This is a genomic window from Streptomyces sp. NBC_01439 (genome assembly GCF_036227605.1).
Taxonomy (GTDB): domain Bacteria; phylum Actinomycetota; class Actinomycetes; order Streptomycetales; family Streptomycetaceae; genus Streptomyces.
This window is the reverse complement of sequence record NZ_CP109487.1, coordinates 2,270,906-2,288,102: the sequence shown is the minus strand read 5'-3', so window position 1 is coordinate 2,288,102 and position 17,197 is coordinate 2,270,906. Positions and strand designations below refer to the sequence as shown.

At 71.9% G+C, this 17,197-nt stretch carries 16 protein-coding genes; 6 read left to right on the top strand and 10 right to left on the bottom strand.

The features are described from left to right. Positions 1-187 precede the first annotated feature (187 nt). From OG207_RS10025 to OG207_RS10010, 4 genes are all read right to left on the bottom strand, one after another. Positions 188-1,465 carry a GDSL-type esterase/lipase family protein gene (locus tag OG207_RS10025; RefSeq protein ID WP_329107523.1) on the bottom strand — a complete coding sequence of 426 codons (1,278 nt, stop codon included), beginning with the start codon at positions 1,463-1,465 and terminating at the stop codon, positions 188-190. Between the two features lie 189 nt (positions 1,466-1,654). Then, a complete protein-coding gene (aceB, locus tag OG207_RS10020; protein WP_329097808.1) occupies positions 1,655-3,274 on the bottom strand; it encodes a malate synthase A in 1,620 nt (539 codons plus the stop codon). Positions 3,275-3,526: 252 nt separating this feature from the next. Continuing rightward, entirely contained in the window at positions 3,527-4,156 is a 630-nt protein-coding gene (locus OG207_RS10015) for a nucleotidyltransferase family protein (RefSeq protein WP_329097806.1), read from the bottom strand. After that, positions 4,123-4,305: a hypothetical protein gene (locus OG207_RS10010; protein ID WP_329097804.1), complete on the bottom strand. Its 183-nt coding sequence runs from the start codon at positions 4,303-4,305 to the stop codon at positions 4,123-4,125. Before OG207_RS10010 ends, OG207_RS10015 begins: the two co-directional genes overlap by 34 nt. A gap of 88 nt (positions 4,306-4,393) precedes the next feature. Between OG207_RS10010 and yczR the strand changes: the two genes are divergently transcribed. Then, on the top strand, positions 4,394-5,881 hold the full coding sequence (yczR, locus tag OG207_RS10005) for a MocR-like transcription factor YczR (RefSeq protein ID WP_329097801.1): 1,488 nt from the start codon (positions 4,394-4,396) through the stop codon (positions 5,879-5,881). Between the two features lie 83 nt (positions 5,882-5,964). Here yczR and OG207_RS10000 read toward each other — a convergent pair whose 3' ends face one another. After that, the gene (locus tag OG207_RS10000; RefSeq protein ID WP_329097799.1) at positions 5,965-6,582 is read right to left on the bottom strand and encodes a TetR/AcrR family transcriptional regulator; all 618 of its coding nucleotides are present in this window, start codon (positions 6,580-6,582) and stop codon (positions 5,965-5,967) included. Positions 6,583-6,651: 69 nt separating this feature from the next. Here OG207_RS10000 and OG207_RS09995 point away from each other — a divergent pair, with 69 nt between their 5' ends. Beyond that, positions 6,652-7,986, top strand: a complete 1,335-nt coding sequence (locus OG207_RS09995; RefSeq protein WP_329097797.1) for an alpha/beta hydrolase — start codon at positions 6,652-6,654, stop codon at positions 7,984-7,986. A gap of 95 nt (positions 7,987-8,081) precedes the next feature. Here OG207_RS09995 and OG207_RS09990 read toward each other — a convergent pair whose 3' ends face one another. Both OG207_RS09990 and OG207_RS09985 read right to left on the bottom strand, forming a co-directional pair. Next, positions 8,082-8,717 (bottom strand): response regulator transcription factor, encoded by a 636-nt coding sequence (locus OG207_RS09990; protein ID WP_329097795.1) that lies wholly within the window; start codon positions 8,715-8,717, stop codon positions 8,082-8,084. Further along, a complete protein-coding gene (locus OG207_RS09985; protein ID WP_329097794.1) occupies positions 8,714-9,982 on the bottom strand; it encodes a sensor histidine kinase in 1,269 nt (422 codons plus the stop codon). The genes OG207_RS09990 and OG207_RS09985 overlap by 4 nt, the downstream gene beginning before the upstream one ends. Positions 9,983-10,116: 134 nt before the next feature. Between OG207_RS09985 and OG207_RS09980 the strand changes: the two genes are divergently transcribed. Beyond that, positions 10,117-11,205, top strand: coding sequence for an ABC transporter permease (locus OG207_RS09980; protein WP_329097792.1), 1,089 nt, complete (start codon positions 10,117-10,119; stop codon positions 11,203-11,205). Beyond that, positions 11,202-11,900, top strand: a complete 699-nt coding sequence (locus OG207_RS09975) for an ABC transporter ATP-binding protein (RefSeq protein ID WP_329097789.1) — start codon at positions 11,202-11,204, stop codon at positions 11,898-11,900. The genes OG207_RS09980 and OG207_RS09975 overlap by 4 nt, the downstream gene beginning before the upstream one ends. A gap of 94 nt (positions 11,901-11,994) precedes the next feature. On the opposite strand, the gene OG207_RS09970 is transcribed toward OG207_RS09975, so the two are convergent. Then, positions 11,995-12,798: an IclR family transcriptional regulator gene (locus tag OG207_RS09970; RefSeq protein WP_202198919.1), complete on the bottom strand. Its 804-nt coding sequence runs from the start codon at positions 12,796-12,798 to the stop codon at positions 11,995-11,997. Positions 12,799-13,135: 337 nt separating this feature from the next. Here OG207_RS09970 and allB point away from each other — a divergent pair, with 337 nt between their 5' ends. Both allB and alc read left to right on the top strand, forming a co-directional pair. Next, positions 13,136-14,479 (top strand): allantoinase AllB, encoded by a 1,344-nt coding sequence (allB, locus tag OG207_RS09965; RefSeq protein ID WP_329107521.1) that lies wholly within the window; start codon positions 13,136-13,138, stop codon positions 14,477-14,479. Between the two features lie 3 nt (positions 14,480-14,482). Continuing rightward, a complete protein-coding gene (alc, locus tag OG207_RS09960; protein WP_329097787.1) occupies positions 14,483-15,601 on the top strand; it encodes an allantoicase in 1,119 nt (372 codons plus the stop codon). 174 nt (positions 15,602-15,775) lie between these two features. Here alc and OG207_RS09955 read toward each other — a convergent pair whose 3' ends face one another. Both OG207_RS09955 and OG207_RS09950 read right to left on the bottom strand, forming a co-directional pair. Then, a complete protein-coding gene (locus OG207_RS09955; RefSeq protein ID WP_329097785.1) occupies positions 15,776-16,207 on the bottom strand; it encodes a hypothetical protein in 432 nt (143 codons plus the stop codon). A 176-nt stretch (positions 16,208-16,383) separates the two neighbouring features. Beyond that, on the bottom strand, positions 16,384-17,121 hold the full coding sequence (locus OG207_RS09950; RefSeq protein ID WP_329097783.1) for a 3-oxoacyl-ACP reductase family protein: 738 nt from the start codon (positions 17,119-17,121) through the stop codon (positions 16,384-16,386). Positions 17,122-17,197: the final 76 nt, after the last annotated feature.

The window sequence follows — 17,197 nt, the reverse complement described above, 5'->3', positions numbered from 1 at the left end:
GCCGCGTCGGACCCGCGGTCCGTCGCCCCGTCCGTCACCCCCCAGACTCGGGCCGACGGGCCGTTCGCGCAGTCCGACTGACCCGAACGGGGCCCGCCGGGGCCCGCCGGGGCCCGTCGGGCCCCGCCGGGCTCCCCAGGGCTCCACCGGGCCGCCGCCCGGTGGAGCCCCGACCACGGGGCCTCCCTCAGGAGGTCGGGGTCAGGAACATGCCCGTCTGGTCCCCGCCCGCGGTGTTCTTGCAGCTGAAGCCGGAGCTCGCGGGCTGGGCGACGACCAGGGCCAGGCAGCGCCCCGCGGCGAGCTGGCCGAAGTAGTTCGGGTGCATGGACTCCTGGATCGGCCCCTGCGTCTCGTTCTGGTCGATCCAGCGCGCCCACTCGCTCGTCTTCGCCGAGGCGGGCACGCTCGAGCTCACCAGCTTGCTCGCCTTCGCGCACACCTCACGGCCCTGCATCATGTCCCGCAGGTCCAGGAACTGTGCGCCCTTGGCCGCCGCGACGCCCTTGATCCGGTTCGCTATCTGCGGCACGAGGGAATCCCGCGCCCAGTCCGAGTCCCGGTTCCAGAAGGGGCATCCGCCGGTGTTGAGCCGGCTCCAGTCGCTCTGCGTGTACCGGTTCTCCGCGCCGCGCGGGATCGGCGACGGGTAGGACTGCAGCACGATCCGGTACGAGGAGTCGGCGTACCCGGCCGCACGCATCACGGCCCGGATCTCGTCCACGGACTTGCCGACCTTGCCCATGACCGCGTCGATCTTCTGGTCGACGCCAGCCTGCTGGTCGTCGTAGCAGTACGAGTTCCAGAGGACGAAGTCGAGCGCGCAGTCCGTGATGATGTCGGCGAAGCCGAGGTCGTTGCCGCCGATGGACAGGGCGATGACCTTGACGTTGTGGCTCGCGGCCACGGCGGCGAGCTGATCGGCCTGCGGGGCCTCGCCCTTGTAGGCGACGCCGCCGTTGGAGGCGCGGAACACGTTGTCCGAAACCGCCCCGGAACAGGCGAGGTTCACGGCGACGTCGGCGATCGCCCCGGCGCTGCGCACCTCGGCGGAGTCGGAGCGGTGGCATCCGCCGACGGTGGTCCCGTAGACCTTGGCGGGGTCGTAGGTGCTGCCGCTGACCCAGCCCCGGTCGGTACCGTTCCGACTGCCGCTGTTGGTCAGGCTGTTGCCCTTCCAACGCCCGGCCTCGCCGGAGATGTAGCTGTCGCCCATGGACACCACGGCGGTGGGTCCGGTTACCGGGCTGGCGGCGGAGGTACCCGCCCCGCCGGCCAACAGTGCGCCGGCGGCGAGCGGCACGGCCATTGCGGCCCCGGCCAGCCGTCGCACCCGACTGCGGTCACGGTCCTTGCTGACGTTGCGGAATCCGATCACGGCGGAACTCCTGCGTTCGGCCACGCCGAAGTCGGCGACGACTGTGTCGCGTGGCTGGGAAGTGGGGGTACCGCCGGCCGGTGGCATCGGAAAGGTGACACGGGCCCGCTTGTTACCGCTAGGTACAGTCACGTTACGAACAAGTAACGACCGACCGGTCGTTCGGGACTCGGATCGTCCTGTTGTGGAACGCAAACGGCTCCGCCCGCGCGCCGTGCGGCGCGCGGGCGGAGCCGTCGGGCTTCGGCCGCTGTGCGTTTCGGTCGAAGCCGGGTATCAGCCGACCAGCTGGTCGTAGGCGGGGAGGGTCAGGAAGTCCGCGTAGTCCGCGTCCAGGGAGACCTGGAGGAGGAGGTCGTGGGCCTGGTTCCACTTGCCGGACGTGAAGGCCTCCTCGCCGACCTCGGCGCGGATGGCGGCCAGTTCCTCGGCCGCGATCGTGCGGGTCAGTTCGGCCGTGGCCGTCTCGCCGTTCTCGAACACGACGCCCGCGTTGATCCACTGCCAGATCTGCGAGCGCGAGATCTCGGCGGTGGCCGCGTCCTCCATCAGACCGAAGATGCCGACGGCGCCGAGGCCGCGCAGCCACGCCTCGATGTAACGGATGCCGACCTGGACCGCGTTGCGCAGGCCCTCGTACGTCGGCCGCGCGTCGAGGGAGTCGATCGCGATGAGCTCGCCCGGGGCCACCGAGACGTCCTCGCGCAGCCGGTCCTTCTGGTTCGGCTTCTCGCCGAGCACGGCGTCGAAGGAGGCCATCGCGATCGGGACCAGGTCGGGGTGGGCGACCCAGGAGCCGTCGAAGCCGTCGCCCGCCTCGCGGTCCTTGTCGGCCTTGACCTTCTCGAAGGCGACCTTGTTGACCTCGGCGTCCTTGCGGGACGGGATGAAGGCCGCCATGCCGCCGATGGCGTGCGCGCCGCGCTTGTGGCAGGTGCGGACCAGCAGTTCGGTGTACGCCCGCATGAACGGGGCGGTCATCGTGACCGCGTTGCGGTCCGGCAGGACGAACTTCTCGCCGCCGTCACGGAAGTTCTTGACGATGGAGAACAGGTAGTCCCAGCGGCCCGCGTTCAGGCCGGCCGCGTGGTCGCGCAGCTCGTAGAGGATCTCCTCCATCTCGTACGCGGCGGTGATCGTCTCGATGAGGACGGTCGCGCGGACGGTGCCCTGCGGGATGCCGACGTAGTCCTGGGCGAAGACGAAGATCTCGTTCCAGAGGCGGGCCTCCAGGTGCGACTCGGTCTTCGGCAGGTAGAAGTACGGCCCCTTGCCGAGGTCGATCAGGCGCTTGGCGTTGTGGAAGAAGTACAGGCCGAAGTCGACGAGCGAGCCGGAGGCCGGGCCGCCCTCGAACTGCAGGTGGCGCTCCTGCAGGTGCCAGCCGCGCGGCCGCATGACGACGGTGGCGAGCTGGTCGGCGGGCTTCAGCGCGTACGCCTTGCCGGTGCGCGGGTCGGTGAAGTCGATGCGACGCTCGTAGGCGTCGATGAGGTTGAGCTGGCCGAGGACGACGTTCTCCCAGGTGGGAGCGGAGGCGTCCTCGAAGTCGGCGAGCCAGACCTTGGCGCCCGAGTTCAGGGCGTTGATGGTCATCTTGCGGTCCGTCGGACCGGTGATCTCCACACGACGGTCGTTCAGCGCGGCCGGGGCCGGCGCCACCTTCCAGTCGCCCTCGCGGACCTGTGCGGTGTCCGGGAGGAAGTCGAGGGTGGAGGTCCGGGCGATCTCGGCACGGCGCTCGGTGCGGCGGACGAGGAGCTCGGCGCGGCGGGGGGCGAACCGCCGGTGGAGCTCGGCCACGAAGGCGAGGGCCGCTTCGGTGAGGACTTCGTCCTGCCGGGGCAGGGGCTCGGCGTCGACGATGGCCAGCGGGGACGGCGCTGGTGCGGACATATCTGTCACTCCTTCAGCGGCGGTGCCTGGCGGCCGCGGGGGAATGCTCGCGCGAGACGGCACGCAGTGCCGTCGGGTGTGGAGAGCTCCGGAATACGGTCGCGGGCGCCGTCTGGGGGTTCAGGGCGCTTCTGACCAGTGGATAGTAATTTCCTCATGGTGGAAGTTCAATGGTTTGTTGATGTCGAGATTCTCTGAGTCGACAGATTCCGCTTCCCGGTGGCCCTCAGTGCCAAGGCGGTCACGCCGTGCTCAGAGGAGTCGTGCCAGGTCGGGCGGCGTGTCGATGTCGAAGGCCTCCGCGATGTCCGCACACTCCACCAGCATGAGCTCCTCGGCATGTCGCGCAAGATGCACCCGAGCGCCTTTGTCGCCGATCGCCGTTGCGGCGACGTCGGCCCAGCGGTCCGCCCCGAACAGCACGGGGTGGCCGCGCTCCCCGCCGTACGCCGCCGCCACCAGGCTCGTGGGGGAGCGGTACGCCGCCCGTACCCGGGCCACCGCCGCCGGGCCGATGCCCGGCTGGTCCACCAGGGAGACCAGGGCCGCGCGGGCGCCCGTACCGGCGAGGGAGGCGAGGCCGACCCGCAGCGAGGAACCCATCCCCTCGGCCCACTCCGGGTTGTCCACGATTACGCAGCCGGTCAGGTCCGCGCGCTCGCGCACCTCGGCCGCCGAGGCACCGAGCACCACGTGCACCGGGTCGCAGCCCGCCTCGCGCAGGACCCGTACGGCGTTCTCGACCAGCGGGCGGCCGCGGTAGGGGAGCAGGGCCTTGGGTCGTCCGCCGAGCCGGCGGCCGCCGCCGGCGGCCAGCAGCAGGCCCGCGATCGGCGGGGACCCCGGGGTCAGGGGCGGATCGGGGTGCGTGTGGGATGACATGGCACCGATTCTCGCTGCTGCGTGCGATCCGGTGACCGTCGTGCCAGGGCGCGCCGTACGGAGGCCAGCGCGGCCCCGATCCGCAGCGGACGGGCGATCCGGTTCTCGGCGGCGGCCAACAGGAAGCGCTCGTCACGGTCGGTCAGCATCTCGGGATCTCCTTGCCAATCGAGGGCCAATACGGCGAGTCTGGTCCTCGATTGGCCTGGCCGTCAGAGCCAATCGGGGGAGGTTGGCATGGCAATCGGGCGAGTGGTCCAGACAGCGGACAGGACCATCGGCAGCCGTCAGCTCGCGGCCCTGCTGCCCGCCGACGTCCTGGCCCGCCCCGGCTACCGGGCGCTCGCCGACGCGGTCCGCACGCTGATCCTCGACGGACGCATCGCCCTGCACGTCCGGCTGCCCGCCGAACGCGAACTCGCCGAGGCGGTCGGCGCCAGCCGGGCCACCGTCACCGGCGCCTACGACCTGCTGCGCGAGAGCGGCTACGTCCGCAGCCGGCGCGGCGCCGGCACCTGGACCGAGCTCCCCGACGGCCACCGCCCGGTCGGAGCCCACGCCCTCCTCGGCGCCGGCGGCTACGGCGCCGACGGCGATCCCGGTGTCGACCTCGCCATCGCCGCCATGGGCGCGCCGGAATCCGGCCTCGCCGACGCCCTGGCCTGGGCCGCGCCCCGGCTGCCCCAGCTGGCCCGGACCCCCGGCTACCACCCCTTCGGCCTGCCCGACCTCCGCAGCGCCGTCGCCGACCGGTTCACCCGGCGCGGGCTCCCCACGCGCCCCGAGCAGATCCTGGTGACCGCCGGGGCCCAGCAGGCCTTCTCGCTGGTCGTCAGCCTGCTCTGCCGGGCCGGGGACCGGGTCGTGACGGAGAACCCGACCTACGCCAACGCCCTCGACGCCCTGCGCCACGCGCGCCTGCGCACCGGATCCATCGCCGTCTCCGACGCGGGCTGGGACATGGAGATAGCCGAGTCCACGCTGCGCCAGACCGTGCCCCGGCTGGCGTACGTGATCCCCGACTTCCACAACCCGACGGGCGCGCTGATGCCGCCGCAGCAGCGGCTGCGGTTGCTCGCGGCGACCCGTGCCACCGGGACCTGGCTGGTCGTCGACGAGACGATCGCCGACATCGCGCTGGACGTGCCCGCCCCCGCGCCGCTGGCCTCCCTCGCCCCGCGCGGGGGCGCCGACCACGTGATCACCATCGGCTCGCTGAGCAAGACGCACTGGGGCGGGCTGCGGGTGGGGTGGATCCGGGCCACCGCGAAGATGATCACGGAGCTGACGGCCGTACGGGTCTCCGCCGACATGACCGGCTCGGTGCTCGACCAGCTGGTCGCGCTCCCGCTGCTGCACGCCATGGAACGGGAACTGCCCGCACGCCTCGCGCAGCTGAGGAACCAGCGCGAGGCCCTGGTGGCCTCGCTCCAGCGCCACACCCCGGAATGGTCCTGGCAGGTCCCGCCGGGCGGCCTCTCCCTCTGGGTCGACCTGGGCGAGCCGGTCAGCTCCGCCCTGGCCGAGCGGGCCGCCGCGGCCGGCGTGCACATCGGCCGCGGCGCGCGCTTCGGGGTGGACCCGGGCACCTTCGAGCACCGGCTCCGGATCCCGTACACGCTGCCCGCGGACCGCCTGGACGAGGGCGTCCGCCGCCTCGCGAGCGCCTTCCACGACGGGGTGCCGCTCCCGCCGGCGGTGGAGCGGCCGCACTGGGTGGCGTAGGGGCGTCCCGCGCGGTCTTCACCGACCACGCACCCCCGCCCCCGCCAGGACCGGGCAGGCCCGGATGACCAGCCCTGATCCTGTCAAGGAGCGAGTTCGACCTGGCGAAGGCTGCGGAACACCGCCGGGGTCGCCCACCCGCGCAACGTGGCGTGAATCGCCGAGCGGAATGCGGCCTCGGCCGTGGCGGCGTCGAGAGCCCCGGCCAGTTCAAGAGTCACCAGCCCGTGCAGGGTGGCCCAGATCGACAAGGCGATCGACGTTGCCTCGCCGACGAGGACGGACGCCGCCAACGCGCGATCGATCGCCGCGAGGAGCGGACGGATCGGGTCCCTGGCACCGACCTCCCCCGACGGGTCGAAGGACTGCACGCCACCGAACAGCACCGTGTACAGGTGGCTGTGACCGCGCCCCCAACGACGGTAGGCGACGGCCAGCGCGTAGAGGTCGGCGAGGGGGTCCGCGGAGGTCTGCGCAGCCGACAGGTCCTGGAACAGGCCGGCTACGGCCCTGTCGCGCACCGCACTGATCAGCCCGTCCTTGCCACCGAACAACGAATACACCGCCGTCGTCGACGCCTCGGCAGCAGCAGCCACGGCGCGGACCGTGAGCGACTCCCGCGGACGGGTGGCGAGCATCTCGGTCGCGCACTCCACGAGCCGCTCTTTGACGGCCTCGTCGTTCGTTCTCGGTCTACCCACGGCCAGCAGCCTACCCCTCTTTGATAACGTCGTTTCAAAACAGCGTTCTGAAACTGTTGGAGGTCCGCCATGCCCACATCCGCCATACGTCTTGTCCGCTTCACCGGACGCTTACTGCTGGCCCTGGCCGCCGTCGCGATGCTGGTCGTCGTCCTTCTCGCGCTGATCTCCCTCACGGACGGGGCAGGCTCGGGGCTCGCCGCATGGTTGCCGACCCTTGCGGTCGGGGCCGTCCTCGCGATGTGGCGGGGCCGACGCCGCACTTGGCCGGCGCGGCTCGTGCCGTTCCTGCCGGTGGCCGTCGCGGCGGCGTTGACGGCATCGGTCTGCATCCCGACCGTGCCGACGGCCCGGCAGTACCCGCCCGCGCTCCCCTTCGTGACCACGCAGCACTGGAGCCTGACCACGGGCAGCCGGGTCGCGGTGTACCACTACCCGCCCGCGCACCCCGGCCCCCGGCATCCCATCCCGCTCGTGTACCTCAACGGCGGACCGGTCCGTGGCATCTCGGTACTCGACCACCGGTTCCTGCAACTCCTGGCCCGCCAGGGCTACGACGTCTACGCCTACGAACAGGCCGGTGGCGGACGCAGCGACCTGCTCCCCATGGGCCAGTACACGATCTCCAGGTCGGTCAGCGACCTCGCCGCCTTCATCGACCGCCTGAACAAGGGCAAGGTCGACGTCCTCGGCTTCTCCTCAGGCGGGGTCGTGCTCACCCGAGCCCTGGCCGACCCGAGCGTCGCCGCACGCCTGCACCGGGCGATCATCGCCGAGCCCGGCCCCATGGACGGCCCCACCGCACACATCACCGGGCACAAGGGCCGAAAATCCGCACGCGGCCTCGCGCCGGCCCCGACCGGACCGCGATCGACCTACGTCCCCCGGTACGCCGTGGCATTCGGCCTCATGCGACTCGGACTCCTCAGCCCCGATACCGGACTGATCGGACAGGCCGAAGGCGACAACGCCTTCACCGCCGCAGACCTCGGCAGCGACACCGCATCCGCGTACTGCGCGCGCGACGCGCACCGCATCCCCGCCGAAGACACCGCACAGAACTTCTCCTTCAGCCCCGCCGCCAGCCTCCGGATCCAGCAGACGGTCAAGGACTCACCCTCCATCGCCTCGCAACTGAGGCACTCCCGGACCCCCACGATGCTGATGATCGCCGAGTGCTCCTCCCAGATCCGTCAATGGGAGACCGCCGTCCTTGCCCATGACCCCGCCATCCAGCGCACGCAGTACATGCCCGGAGTCGGACACCACATGTGGAACGGCCTGGACGACAACAACGACCGGGCCGCCGCCGTCATCACCGCGTTCCTTCAGGACGAGCCAGCACCCCTGCCGAACCACCCGACCCGCGACGAGATCCCTACGTTCCTACGCGATCACGAATGACGACGACGCAGCCGGTTCGACACCCCTGATGCTCCCGTCGAAGTGCGCGCCGCACCTGCCGGCAGCCCCGCCCGTCCGCCCTGGGGCCAGCCCCCCTACGGGGTGCGGATCAGGCGGCGGGTGGCGGCCGCTGCCACCGCCGAGGTGCGGGAGTCGACGCCGAGCTTGGCGTAGACGTGCACCAGGTGGGACTTGACCGTGGCCTGGCTGAGGAAGAGCTTCTTGGAGATCTGCTGGTTCGACAGGCCGTCCGCGACCAGTTGCAGTACCTCCAGCTCCCGCTTCGTCAGCGCCTCCGCCGGGGTCCGCATCCGGTCCATCAGGCGCAGCGCCACCGCCGGGGCCAGCGCCGACTGGCCCGCCGCGGCCGTCCGCACGGCCGCCGCGAGCTCCTCCGGCGGGGCGTCCTTGAGCAGGTAGCCCGAGGCGCCCGCCTCCACCGCCGCCAGGATGTCCGCGTCCGTGTCGTACGTGGTCAGCACCAGCACCCGGGGCGCACCTGGGCGGGCCGTGATCAGGGCCGTCGCCTCGGATCCGTGCATACCGGGACCGGGACCGAACTGGAGGTCCATCAGCACCACGTCCACCGGTTCACGGGCGGCCAGCTCCACCGCCTGCTCGGCGGTCGCCGCCTCGGCCACCACTGCGAAGTCCGGTTCGGTGTCCAGCACCGCGCGCAGCCCGGCCCGGACCACCGGGTGGTCGTCGGCGAGCAGGAGACGGATGCTCACAGGGCCTCCACGGCGTCCGGACGTTCCGCGCGTGCGGTGTCTTCGAGGTGTTCGAGGGGCAGCGGCAGGGTGACGGCCACGGCGGTGCCCTGACCGGGGGCGGACTCCACGGTGAACAGCCCGCCCAGGGTCTCGGCCCGCGAGCGCATGGCGGGCAGCCCGAAGCCGCCGTCGCCCGAGCCGGAGGCGGCCGACGAGGGGTCGAAGCCGTGCCCGTCGTCGACGACGTCCAGGGTGACCGAGGCGTCCATGAACGTCAGGGTGATCTCGGCGCGCCCGGCCCGCGCGTGCCGCACCACATTGGCCAGCGCCGACTGGGCGATCCGCAACAGGGCCACCTCGTACGGGGTGGGCAGCACCCGTGGGCTGCCGGTCAGCGAGAACCGCACGCGCGGCCCCGGGACCCCCGCGCACAGCCGCTCCAGTGCGGCCGCGAGCGACCCGTGCTCCAGGTCCGGCGGGGTGAGGGCCCGTACGAAGCGACGCGCCTCTGCGAGGTTCTCCTGGGCCGCCTCTCGCGCCCGGGCGATGTGCGGCCGGGCCGGGGCCCCCTCGGGCAGCGCCCGCTCGGCGGCCCGCAGCAGCAGCTGGATGGAGGACAGCCCCTGGGCGAGGGTGTCGTGGATCTCCCGGGCGAGGCGCTCCCGCTCGGCCAGGATGCCCGCGCCCCGCTCGGCCGCGGCCAGCTCGGCCCGGGTGGTGATCAGCTCCTCGATCAGCTCCCGACGGCGCTCGCTCTCGCGGTACAGCGCCTGGTAGCCCAGTACGGTCGCCACCGCCACCGCCCCGCCCAGCAACGGCCCGAGGAAGGCCCCGGGGGTCACCGCGCTGCTGTGGGCGAGGAAACCGGCGATGGCAGCGCAGGCGGTCACTGCGACGGCCGTCACCCCCCAGCGCAGCCGCAGCAGGTGCAGCTCCAGGAAGTACAGCGGGAAGGCGATCCACAGCCCGTCGGGGCAGACCACGAGCAGCGCCGCCCAGGCCGAGCTGAGCCCGGCCAGCCACAGCGCCCCGGCGCGCGGTGAGCTGTGCACCGCGGGGGCCCGTACGCCGCCCGCGTAGACGGCGGCGAGCACCGCACAGGCGGCGATCACCCACCCGGCCCGGGGCGCGGAATCGGTCACGGCCCGGCCGGCGGCGAGCGCGAGCAGGCCGAACAGCAGCGCGTGCAGGCACAGCCGCAGCACCTTGGACACGGGCGTCAGGGCGCGCGTGGCGGGGAGGACCCGCGCGGCCGGGAGAACGGAGGAAACGGGAGCAGTCATGTCCGGACCAGCGTAAGTGGGGGCGGACCGGACCCGGTCAACCGAAAGTTTGATGTCCCGGCGCACCCTTCGATACGAGGATCACTACTGTGGCGCGATGCCTTGTGTCCACGCGGAAGACCAAGGTGGGGAACATGTTCGTCGCATGGAGAGATCTACGGTTCGCCAAGGGCCGGTTCGCCCTCATGGGCTCGGTCGTACTGCTCATCACCCTGCTGGTGGGCCTGCTGTCCGGGCTCACCTCCGGACTGGCCCGGGAGAACATCTCGGCCATCACCGGTCTGCCCGCCACGCACCTGGCCTTCGCCGCGCCCACCGGTGACCAGAAGGTGTCCTTCACCAACTCCCAGGTGCCCGAGTCCGCCTGGCTGGCCTGGCGGGGGCAGCCCGGGGTGGAGGCGGCGCAGCCGCTCGGCATCCGCACCACCAACGCCGTCTCGGGTGAGCGCACCGCCGCGGTCTCGGTCTTCGGAGTGGACCCCGTCGGGGGGCTCGCACCGCGGAACGCCGGCCTCACCCAGGGCCAGGTGGTCCTGACCGAGAAGGCCGCGAAGGAGCTCGGCGGCCTGACCGCCGGGGCCAAGCTCAAGATCGGCCCGCTGGAACTGACCGTGGCGGGCGTGTCCGGGACCGCCGCCTACAGCCACACCCCGGTCGTCTGGATGGACCTGGGCGACTGGCAGCGCATCGGCAATCCCGGCACCTCCATCGACACCCTCGCGACCGTCGTCGCCGTCTCCGCGGGTGGCGGGGTGGACCTCGGTGCGGCGGACGGGGCCGCCGGGACCAAGGCGCAGACCGTGGACGAGGCCCTGGGCGCCATAGGCTCCTACCAGGCGGAGAACGGCTCGCTCCAGTTGATGCGCGGCTTCCTGTTCGCGATCTCGGCCCTGGTGATAGGCGCCTTCTTCACGGTGTGGACGATCCAGCGCAGCGGGGACATCGCCGTCCTGAAGGCACTGGGTGCCTCCACCCCGTACCTCCTGAAGGACGCCCTCGGCCAGGCCGTCGTGATGCTCGCCATCGGTACCGGGCTGGGCACCGCGCTCGCCGCCGGTTTCGGCGCGCTGATCAGCGGCGGTCCCGTGCCCTTCGTCCTCGACGCCGCCACCGTGCTCGTCCCCGCCGTGATCATGATCCTGCTCGGCGCGCTGGGCGCCGCGCTGTCCATCCGGCGGATTACCGCCGTCGACCCGCTGACCGCCCTCGGGAGCGCCCGATGACCCTCCTCGTCCATGACGTCACGCTGACCTACCCCGACGGCGAGAGCCGCCTCACGGCCCTCGACGCGGTCGGCCTGGAGGTCCCCGCCGGCACCCTGACGGCGGTCATCGGTCCCTCCGGCTCCGGCAAGTCCAGCCTGCTCGCGGTGGCCGCCACCCTCGTCACACCGGATTCGGGCCGGGTCGTCGTCGCGGGCCAGGACACCACGGGGCTCGGTCCCGCCGAGAAGTCGGCCCTGCGCCGGGAGAAGATCGGCATCGTCTTCCAGCAACCGAACCTGCTGGCCTCGCTGACCGCCGCCGAACAGCTCCAGGTCATGACCCACCTCTCCGGCCGACCCGCGCGGGCGCTGCGCCGGCGGGCGCTGGAGCTGCTGGACGCGGTGGGCCTGGCCGACAAGGCCGACAAGCGCCCCCACCAGCTCTCCGGCGGTCAGCGGCAGCGGATCAACATCGCCCGCGCCCTGATGAACGAGCCCGCCGTACTGCTGGTCGACGAGCCGACTAGCGCGCTCGACCACGAGCGCGGCGCGGCCGTGCTCGACCTACTGGTCACCCTGACCCGGGAGCGCTCCACGGCCACGGTGCTGGTCACGCACGACCACGCCCACCTGGAGCGGATGGACCGTACGGCCACGATGACCGACGGCGGCCTGACGCTGAGCCCGGCCCCGGCCGCCGTGCCGGCGCCCTGAGCGGCGTACGCACGGCGCACCGGCATGCGCGAAGGCCCCGGCCGCCCCCGCTACGAAGCGGAGGCAGCCGGGGCCTTTGTACGACGGCGTGACCCTACGCGGGGCTCTGGTTGGCCAGGGCCACCGAGAGCTCGGCGGCCACGCCCTGGAGGATCGGCACGAAGGACTCGGCCACGGCCTCCGTGACCCGGCCCGCCGGACCGGAGATGGAGATCGCGGCGGCGGTCGGCGAGTTCGGCACCGACACGGCGAGGCAGCGGACTCCTATTTCCTGCTCGTTGTCGTCGACCGCGTAACCCACCTTGCGCACCTGCTCCAGCGCGTCGAGGAAGCCCTCGGGCGTGGTGATGGTCTTCTCGGTCGCCGCCGGCATCCCGGTGCGGGCCAGCAGGGCCCGTACCTCGTCGGCCGGGGTGTGGGCGAGGAGCGCCTTGCCCACGCCGGTGGAGTGCGGCAGCACCCGGCGGCCGACCTCGGTGAACATGCGCATGGAGTGCTTGGACGGCACCTGGGCGACGTAGACGATCTCGTCACCGTCGAGGAGGGCCATGTTCGCCGTCTCCCCGGTTTCCTCGACCAGGCGGGCGAGGTAGGGGCGGGCCCAGGTACCCAGCAGGCGCGACGCGGACTCGCCGAGGCGGATCAGGCGGGGGCCGAGGGAGTAACGTCGGTTGGGCTGCTGGCGCACGTAGCCGCACGCCACCAGCGTGCGCATCAGGCGGTGGATCGTGGGCAGGGGCAGACCGCTGGCGGCGGAGAGCTCACTGAGGCCGACCTCGCCCCCGGCATCGGCCATGCGTTCGAGCAGGTCGAAGGCGCGCTCGAGGGACTGGACGCCACCGCTGGCGGCGGGGGTCTTCGAGGAAGCGTCGGTGGTGCTGGCGCTGGACGTCGGCACGGCGCGGTCCTTTCGGTGCTGGCAGGCAAGGGAGCAGCCTACCCGGCGGTCGGCGTCAGCCCCAGTCTTGGGGTCGAGGTCGTCGCCGCCGGTCAGAGAGGGTTTGTCCGGGTGGTGGACGTCCTCGGGAAGTTATCCGCCCGGTTGCCGGTGGTGGTAGCTACATTCTGTATAGCGAAATCTTAATTCCATCTTGTGGAAACATCCAATTGCGGTCCTGGTGTGTCAGTGGTCCGTCCGGACGCTCTTGACGGGGTACGGATCGCCGGGAAGACTCCGTCAACAGAACGTTGAATTTCGCTCTGTGGAAGTAGATGGGGAGGTTCCGGTGGCTGACGTGGCCGACGTGGCTGTGGAACTGGTACTGCGCTCGACGCGCGTCATCACCCCCGAGGGGACGCGTGCCGCCTCGGTGGCCGTCGCCGGTGGGAAGATCACGGCCGTGCTGGCGTACGGGGCCGAGGTACCGGCCGGAGCCCGGCTGCAGGACTTCGGTGACGACGTCCTGCTCCCCGGCCTGGTCGACACCCACGTCCACGTGAACGACCCGGGCCGCACCGAGTGGGAAGGCTTCTGGACGGCCACCCGCGCCGCCGCGGCCGGCGGCATCACCACGATCCTCGACATGCCGCTGAACTCCCTGCCGCCCACCACGACCACCGACAACCTGCGCGTCAAGCAGGAGGTCGCCCGCGCCAAGGCGCACGTGGACGTCGGCTTCTGGGGCGGCGCCCTGCCGGACAACGTCAAGGACCTGGCCCCGCTGCACGACGCCGGCGTCTACGGCTTCAAGTGCTTCCTGTCGCCCTCGGGCGTGGACGAGTTCCCCGAACTCGACCAGGACCAGCTGGCCACCTCCCTCGCCGAGATCACCGGCTTCGGCGGCCTGCTCATCGTGCACGCCGAGGACCCGCACCACCTGGACGCGGCCCCCGTCGTCCCGGGCCCCAAGTACGCCGACTTCCTCGCCTCGCGGCCGCGCGACGCCGAGAACACCGCGATCGGCAACCTGATCGCCCAGGCCAAGCGGCTGAACGCGCGGGTGCACGTGCTGCACCTGTCGTCCTCCGACGCGCTGCCGCTGATCGCCGCCGCCAAGGCCGAGGGCGTCCGCATCACCGTCGAGTCCTGCCCGCACTACCTCACCCTCACGGCCGAGGAAGTGCCGGACGGCGCGAGCGAGTTCAAGTGCTGCCCGCCCATCCGCGAGGCCGCCAACCAGGACCTCCTGTGGGACGCGCTCGCCGACGGCACGATCGACTGCATCGTCTCCGACCACTCGCCCTCCACCGCGGACCTGAAGACCAGCGACTTCTCCACCGCGTGGGGCGGGATCTCCTCCCTCCAGCTGGGCCTGCCCGCCATCTGGACCGAGGCGCGCCGCCGCGGCCGGACCCTGGAGGACGTCGTCCGCTGGATGTCCGCCGCCCCGGCGAACCTCGCGGGCCTCACCCAGAAGGGGGCCATCGAGGTCGGCCGCGACGCCGACTTCGCCGTCCTGGCCCCTGAAGAAACGTTCACTGTGGACCCGGCCGAGCTCCACCACCGCAACCAGGTCACGGCGTACGCGGGCAAGACCCTGCACGGCGTCGTGAAGTCCACGTGGCTGCGCGGCACGCAGATCGCCGACCACGGCACCCCGACCGAGCCCACGGGCCTCCTCCTCGAAAGGCAGAACTGACCAGTGGCGATTGAATCCTTCACCGGTAACGCGAACCCGTACGGAGGCGGCGACCCGTACGCGGACTACCGCACCGCGGACTTCCCCTTCACCCAGTACGCGAACCTCGCCGCCCGTGAGCTGGGCGCCGGTGTCATCGCCGCCAACGACGAGTTCTTCGCCCAGCGCGAGAACCTGCTGATCTCCGAGGCCGCGCACTTCGACCCCGAGGACTTCGGCCACAAGGGCAAGGTCATGGACGGCTGGGAGACCCGCCGCCGCCGCGGTGTCTCGGCCACCCAGCCCTGGCCGACCCCCGAGGACCACGACTGGGCGCTCGTACGCCTCGGCGCCCCCGGCGTGATCCGCGGCATCGTCGTCGACACCGCCCACTTCCGCGGCAACATGCCGCAGGCCGTCTCCATCGAGGCGACCAACTGGGCGGGCGCCCTCGCGCCGACCCCGGAGGAGCTCCAGGGCGACGACGTGAAGTGGACGACGATCGTCGCCCGCACCCCGGTCGGCGGCCACGCGGCCAACGGCTTCGAGGTGGACGCCCCGCAGCGCTTCACCCACCTGCGCGTCAACCAGCACCCCGACGGCGGCATCGCCCGCCTGCGCGTCTACGGCGAGGTCCTGCCCGACCCGAAGTGGCTCGACGCGCTCGGCTCGTTCGACGTGGTGGCCCTGGAGAACGGCGGCTCCGTCCAGGACGCCTCCAACCGCTTCTACTCCCCGCCGACCAACACCATCAACCCGGGCCGCTCCCGCAAGATGGACGACGGCTGGGAGACCGCGCGCCGCCGCGACAACGGCAACGACTGGATCCGCTACCAGCTCGTCACCGAGTCCGAGATCCGCGCCGTCGAGATCGACACCGCGTACCTCAAGGGCAACTCGGCCGGCTGGGCCTCCCTGTCGGTCAAGACGGGCGAGGAGGGCGAGTGGACGGAGTTCCTGCCGCGCACCCGCCTGCAGCCCGACACCAACCACCGCTTCGTGCTGGACGCCCCGGCGGTCGGCACGCACGTCCGGATCGACATCTTCCCGGACGGAGGCTTCTCCCGCCTGCGCTTGTACGGCTCCCTGACGGAAGCCGGCGCGGCGGCTCTGACCGCCCGCCACCAGGAACTGGGCGGCTGACGCCACCCGTTCGACCGCCCCGGGAGCCGACACTCCCGGGGCCACGCCCCATCGGGCCGGGCGCGGCCCGGCCCGGCGACGGCGGGAGCCGTGTGCCTCCGGCGGACACCAATGCGGCTCCGGCGGCGACGCCGGTGAACTGCTCGAGTACGGTGCGACGCGAGCACTCGATGCTCATGGGTTCCCGACGGGCACGTGTCGTGCCCGTCGGTTCAGGAACACGGCGGCGCAGGCCAGGACGACGGCAAGACCGGCCGACACGTAGACGAACAGGTTGATCGACCTGGAGACGTGCTCCACCGTCGAGCCGTCGGAGTAGATGCAGGCGTTGCGAAGGGGCCAGTATTCCTGCTTCAGGCCCGCCAACTGGGCGCCGGGGCCGTTCCCGTCCTCGCACAGCTCCGGGAACGGCCCTCCCAGGGCGACGGAGAACCAGCCGTAGCAGTACACGGCCGCAGCCGAGAAGACGAAGATCAGGGCGAGAACGGCACAGATCCCGGGCAGCGAACGGGGTGGTTTCCTCAGCATGAGGACGACCACCAGGATGCACGCCGGAACGGCCGCCGCACTGACGAGCAGGAACAGGCCCATCAAAGGCAGCGTCATCGAGTCCGCTCCTTCTGATCTGCTGTCGCGGACGCGCGGAACCGCGCCGTGCTTCCCGTTCGCTGCGCCGAGCGTCTTCTCATGGCTCGGCAACATACCCGGCGTGCCGCTTCCGGTGGGCAGGGGCGTCCGGGGCTGCCGTCATCCCGGGTGTGAGGGAAGGCCCGGACCGAGGCCTACGCGGCGTGCCCGCCGTCCACTGCGAACTCCGCCCCCGTCACGTACGCGGCCTCCTCGCCCGCGAGGAAGGACACGACGGACGCCACCTCCCGCGGCATGCCGAACCGCCCGAGGGCCGTCAGCGCCGCCTGCGTCCCCGCGTACGGTCCGTCCGCCGGGTTCATGTCCGTGTCCACCGGCCCCGGGTGCACGACGTTCGCGGTGATCCCGAGCCCGCCCAACTCCCGGGCCAGGGCCTTGTTGAACCCGGTCAGAGCCGACTTGCTCATCGCGTAGAGCGTCCCGCCCGGCCCCGGCACCCGCTGGGTCATGCAACTGCCGATGGTGATGACCCGCCCGCCGGGTCCCAGGTGCCCGGCCGCCGCCTGCGTCGTGAGGAACACCCCGCGCACGTTGACCGCGAGCACGCGCTCCACGTCGGCCGGGGCCAGCTCCGCCAGCGGCCCGATCACCCCCACCCCGGCGTTGTTCACCAGGACGTCCAGCCGCCCGAACTCCGTCACGACCCGCTCCACCGCGGCTGCGGCGGCCTCCGGATCCCCGATGTCGGCCCGTACGGCCAGGGCCCGCCGCCCGAGCGCCTCCACCTTCCCGACCACCTCGGCCGCGGCCTCGGCGTCGTGGACGTAGGTGATCGCGACGTCGGCCCCGTCCTCGGCGAGCCGCAGTGCGACGGCAGCCCCGATCCCCCGGCTCCCACCGGTCACCAGGGCCACGCTGTTGTTGCTGTCCATGCCGTTCCTCCCGCGCCGATTGGTTGCGGGTTCAATCAAATCTCCCTGGGGCTCGCCCCGCTGGCAGGAATCCGAC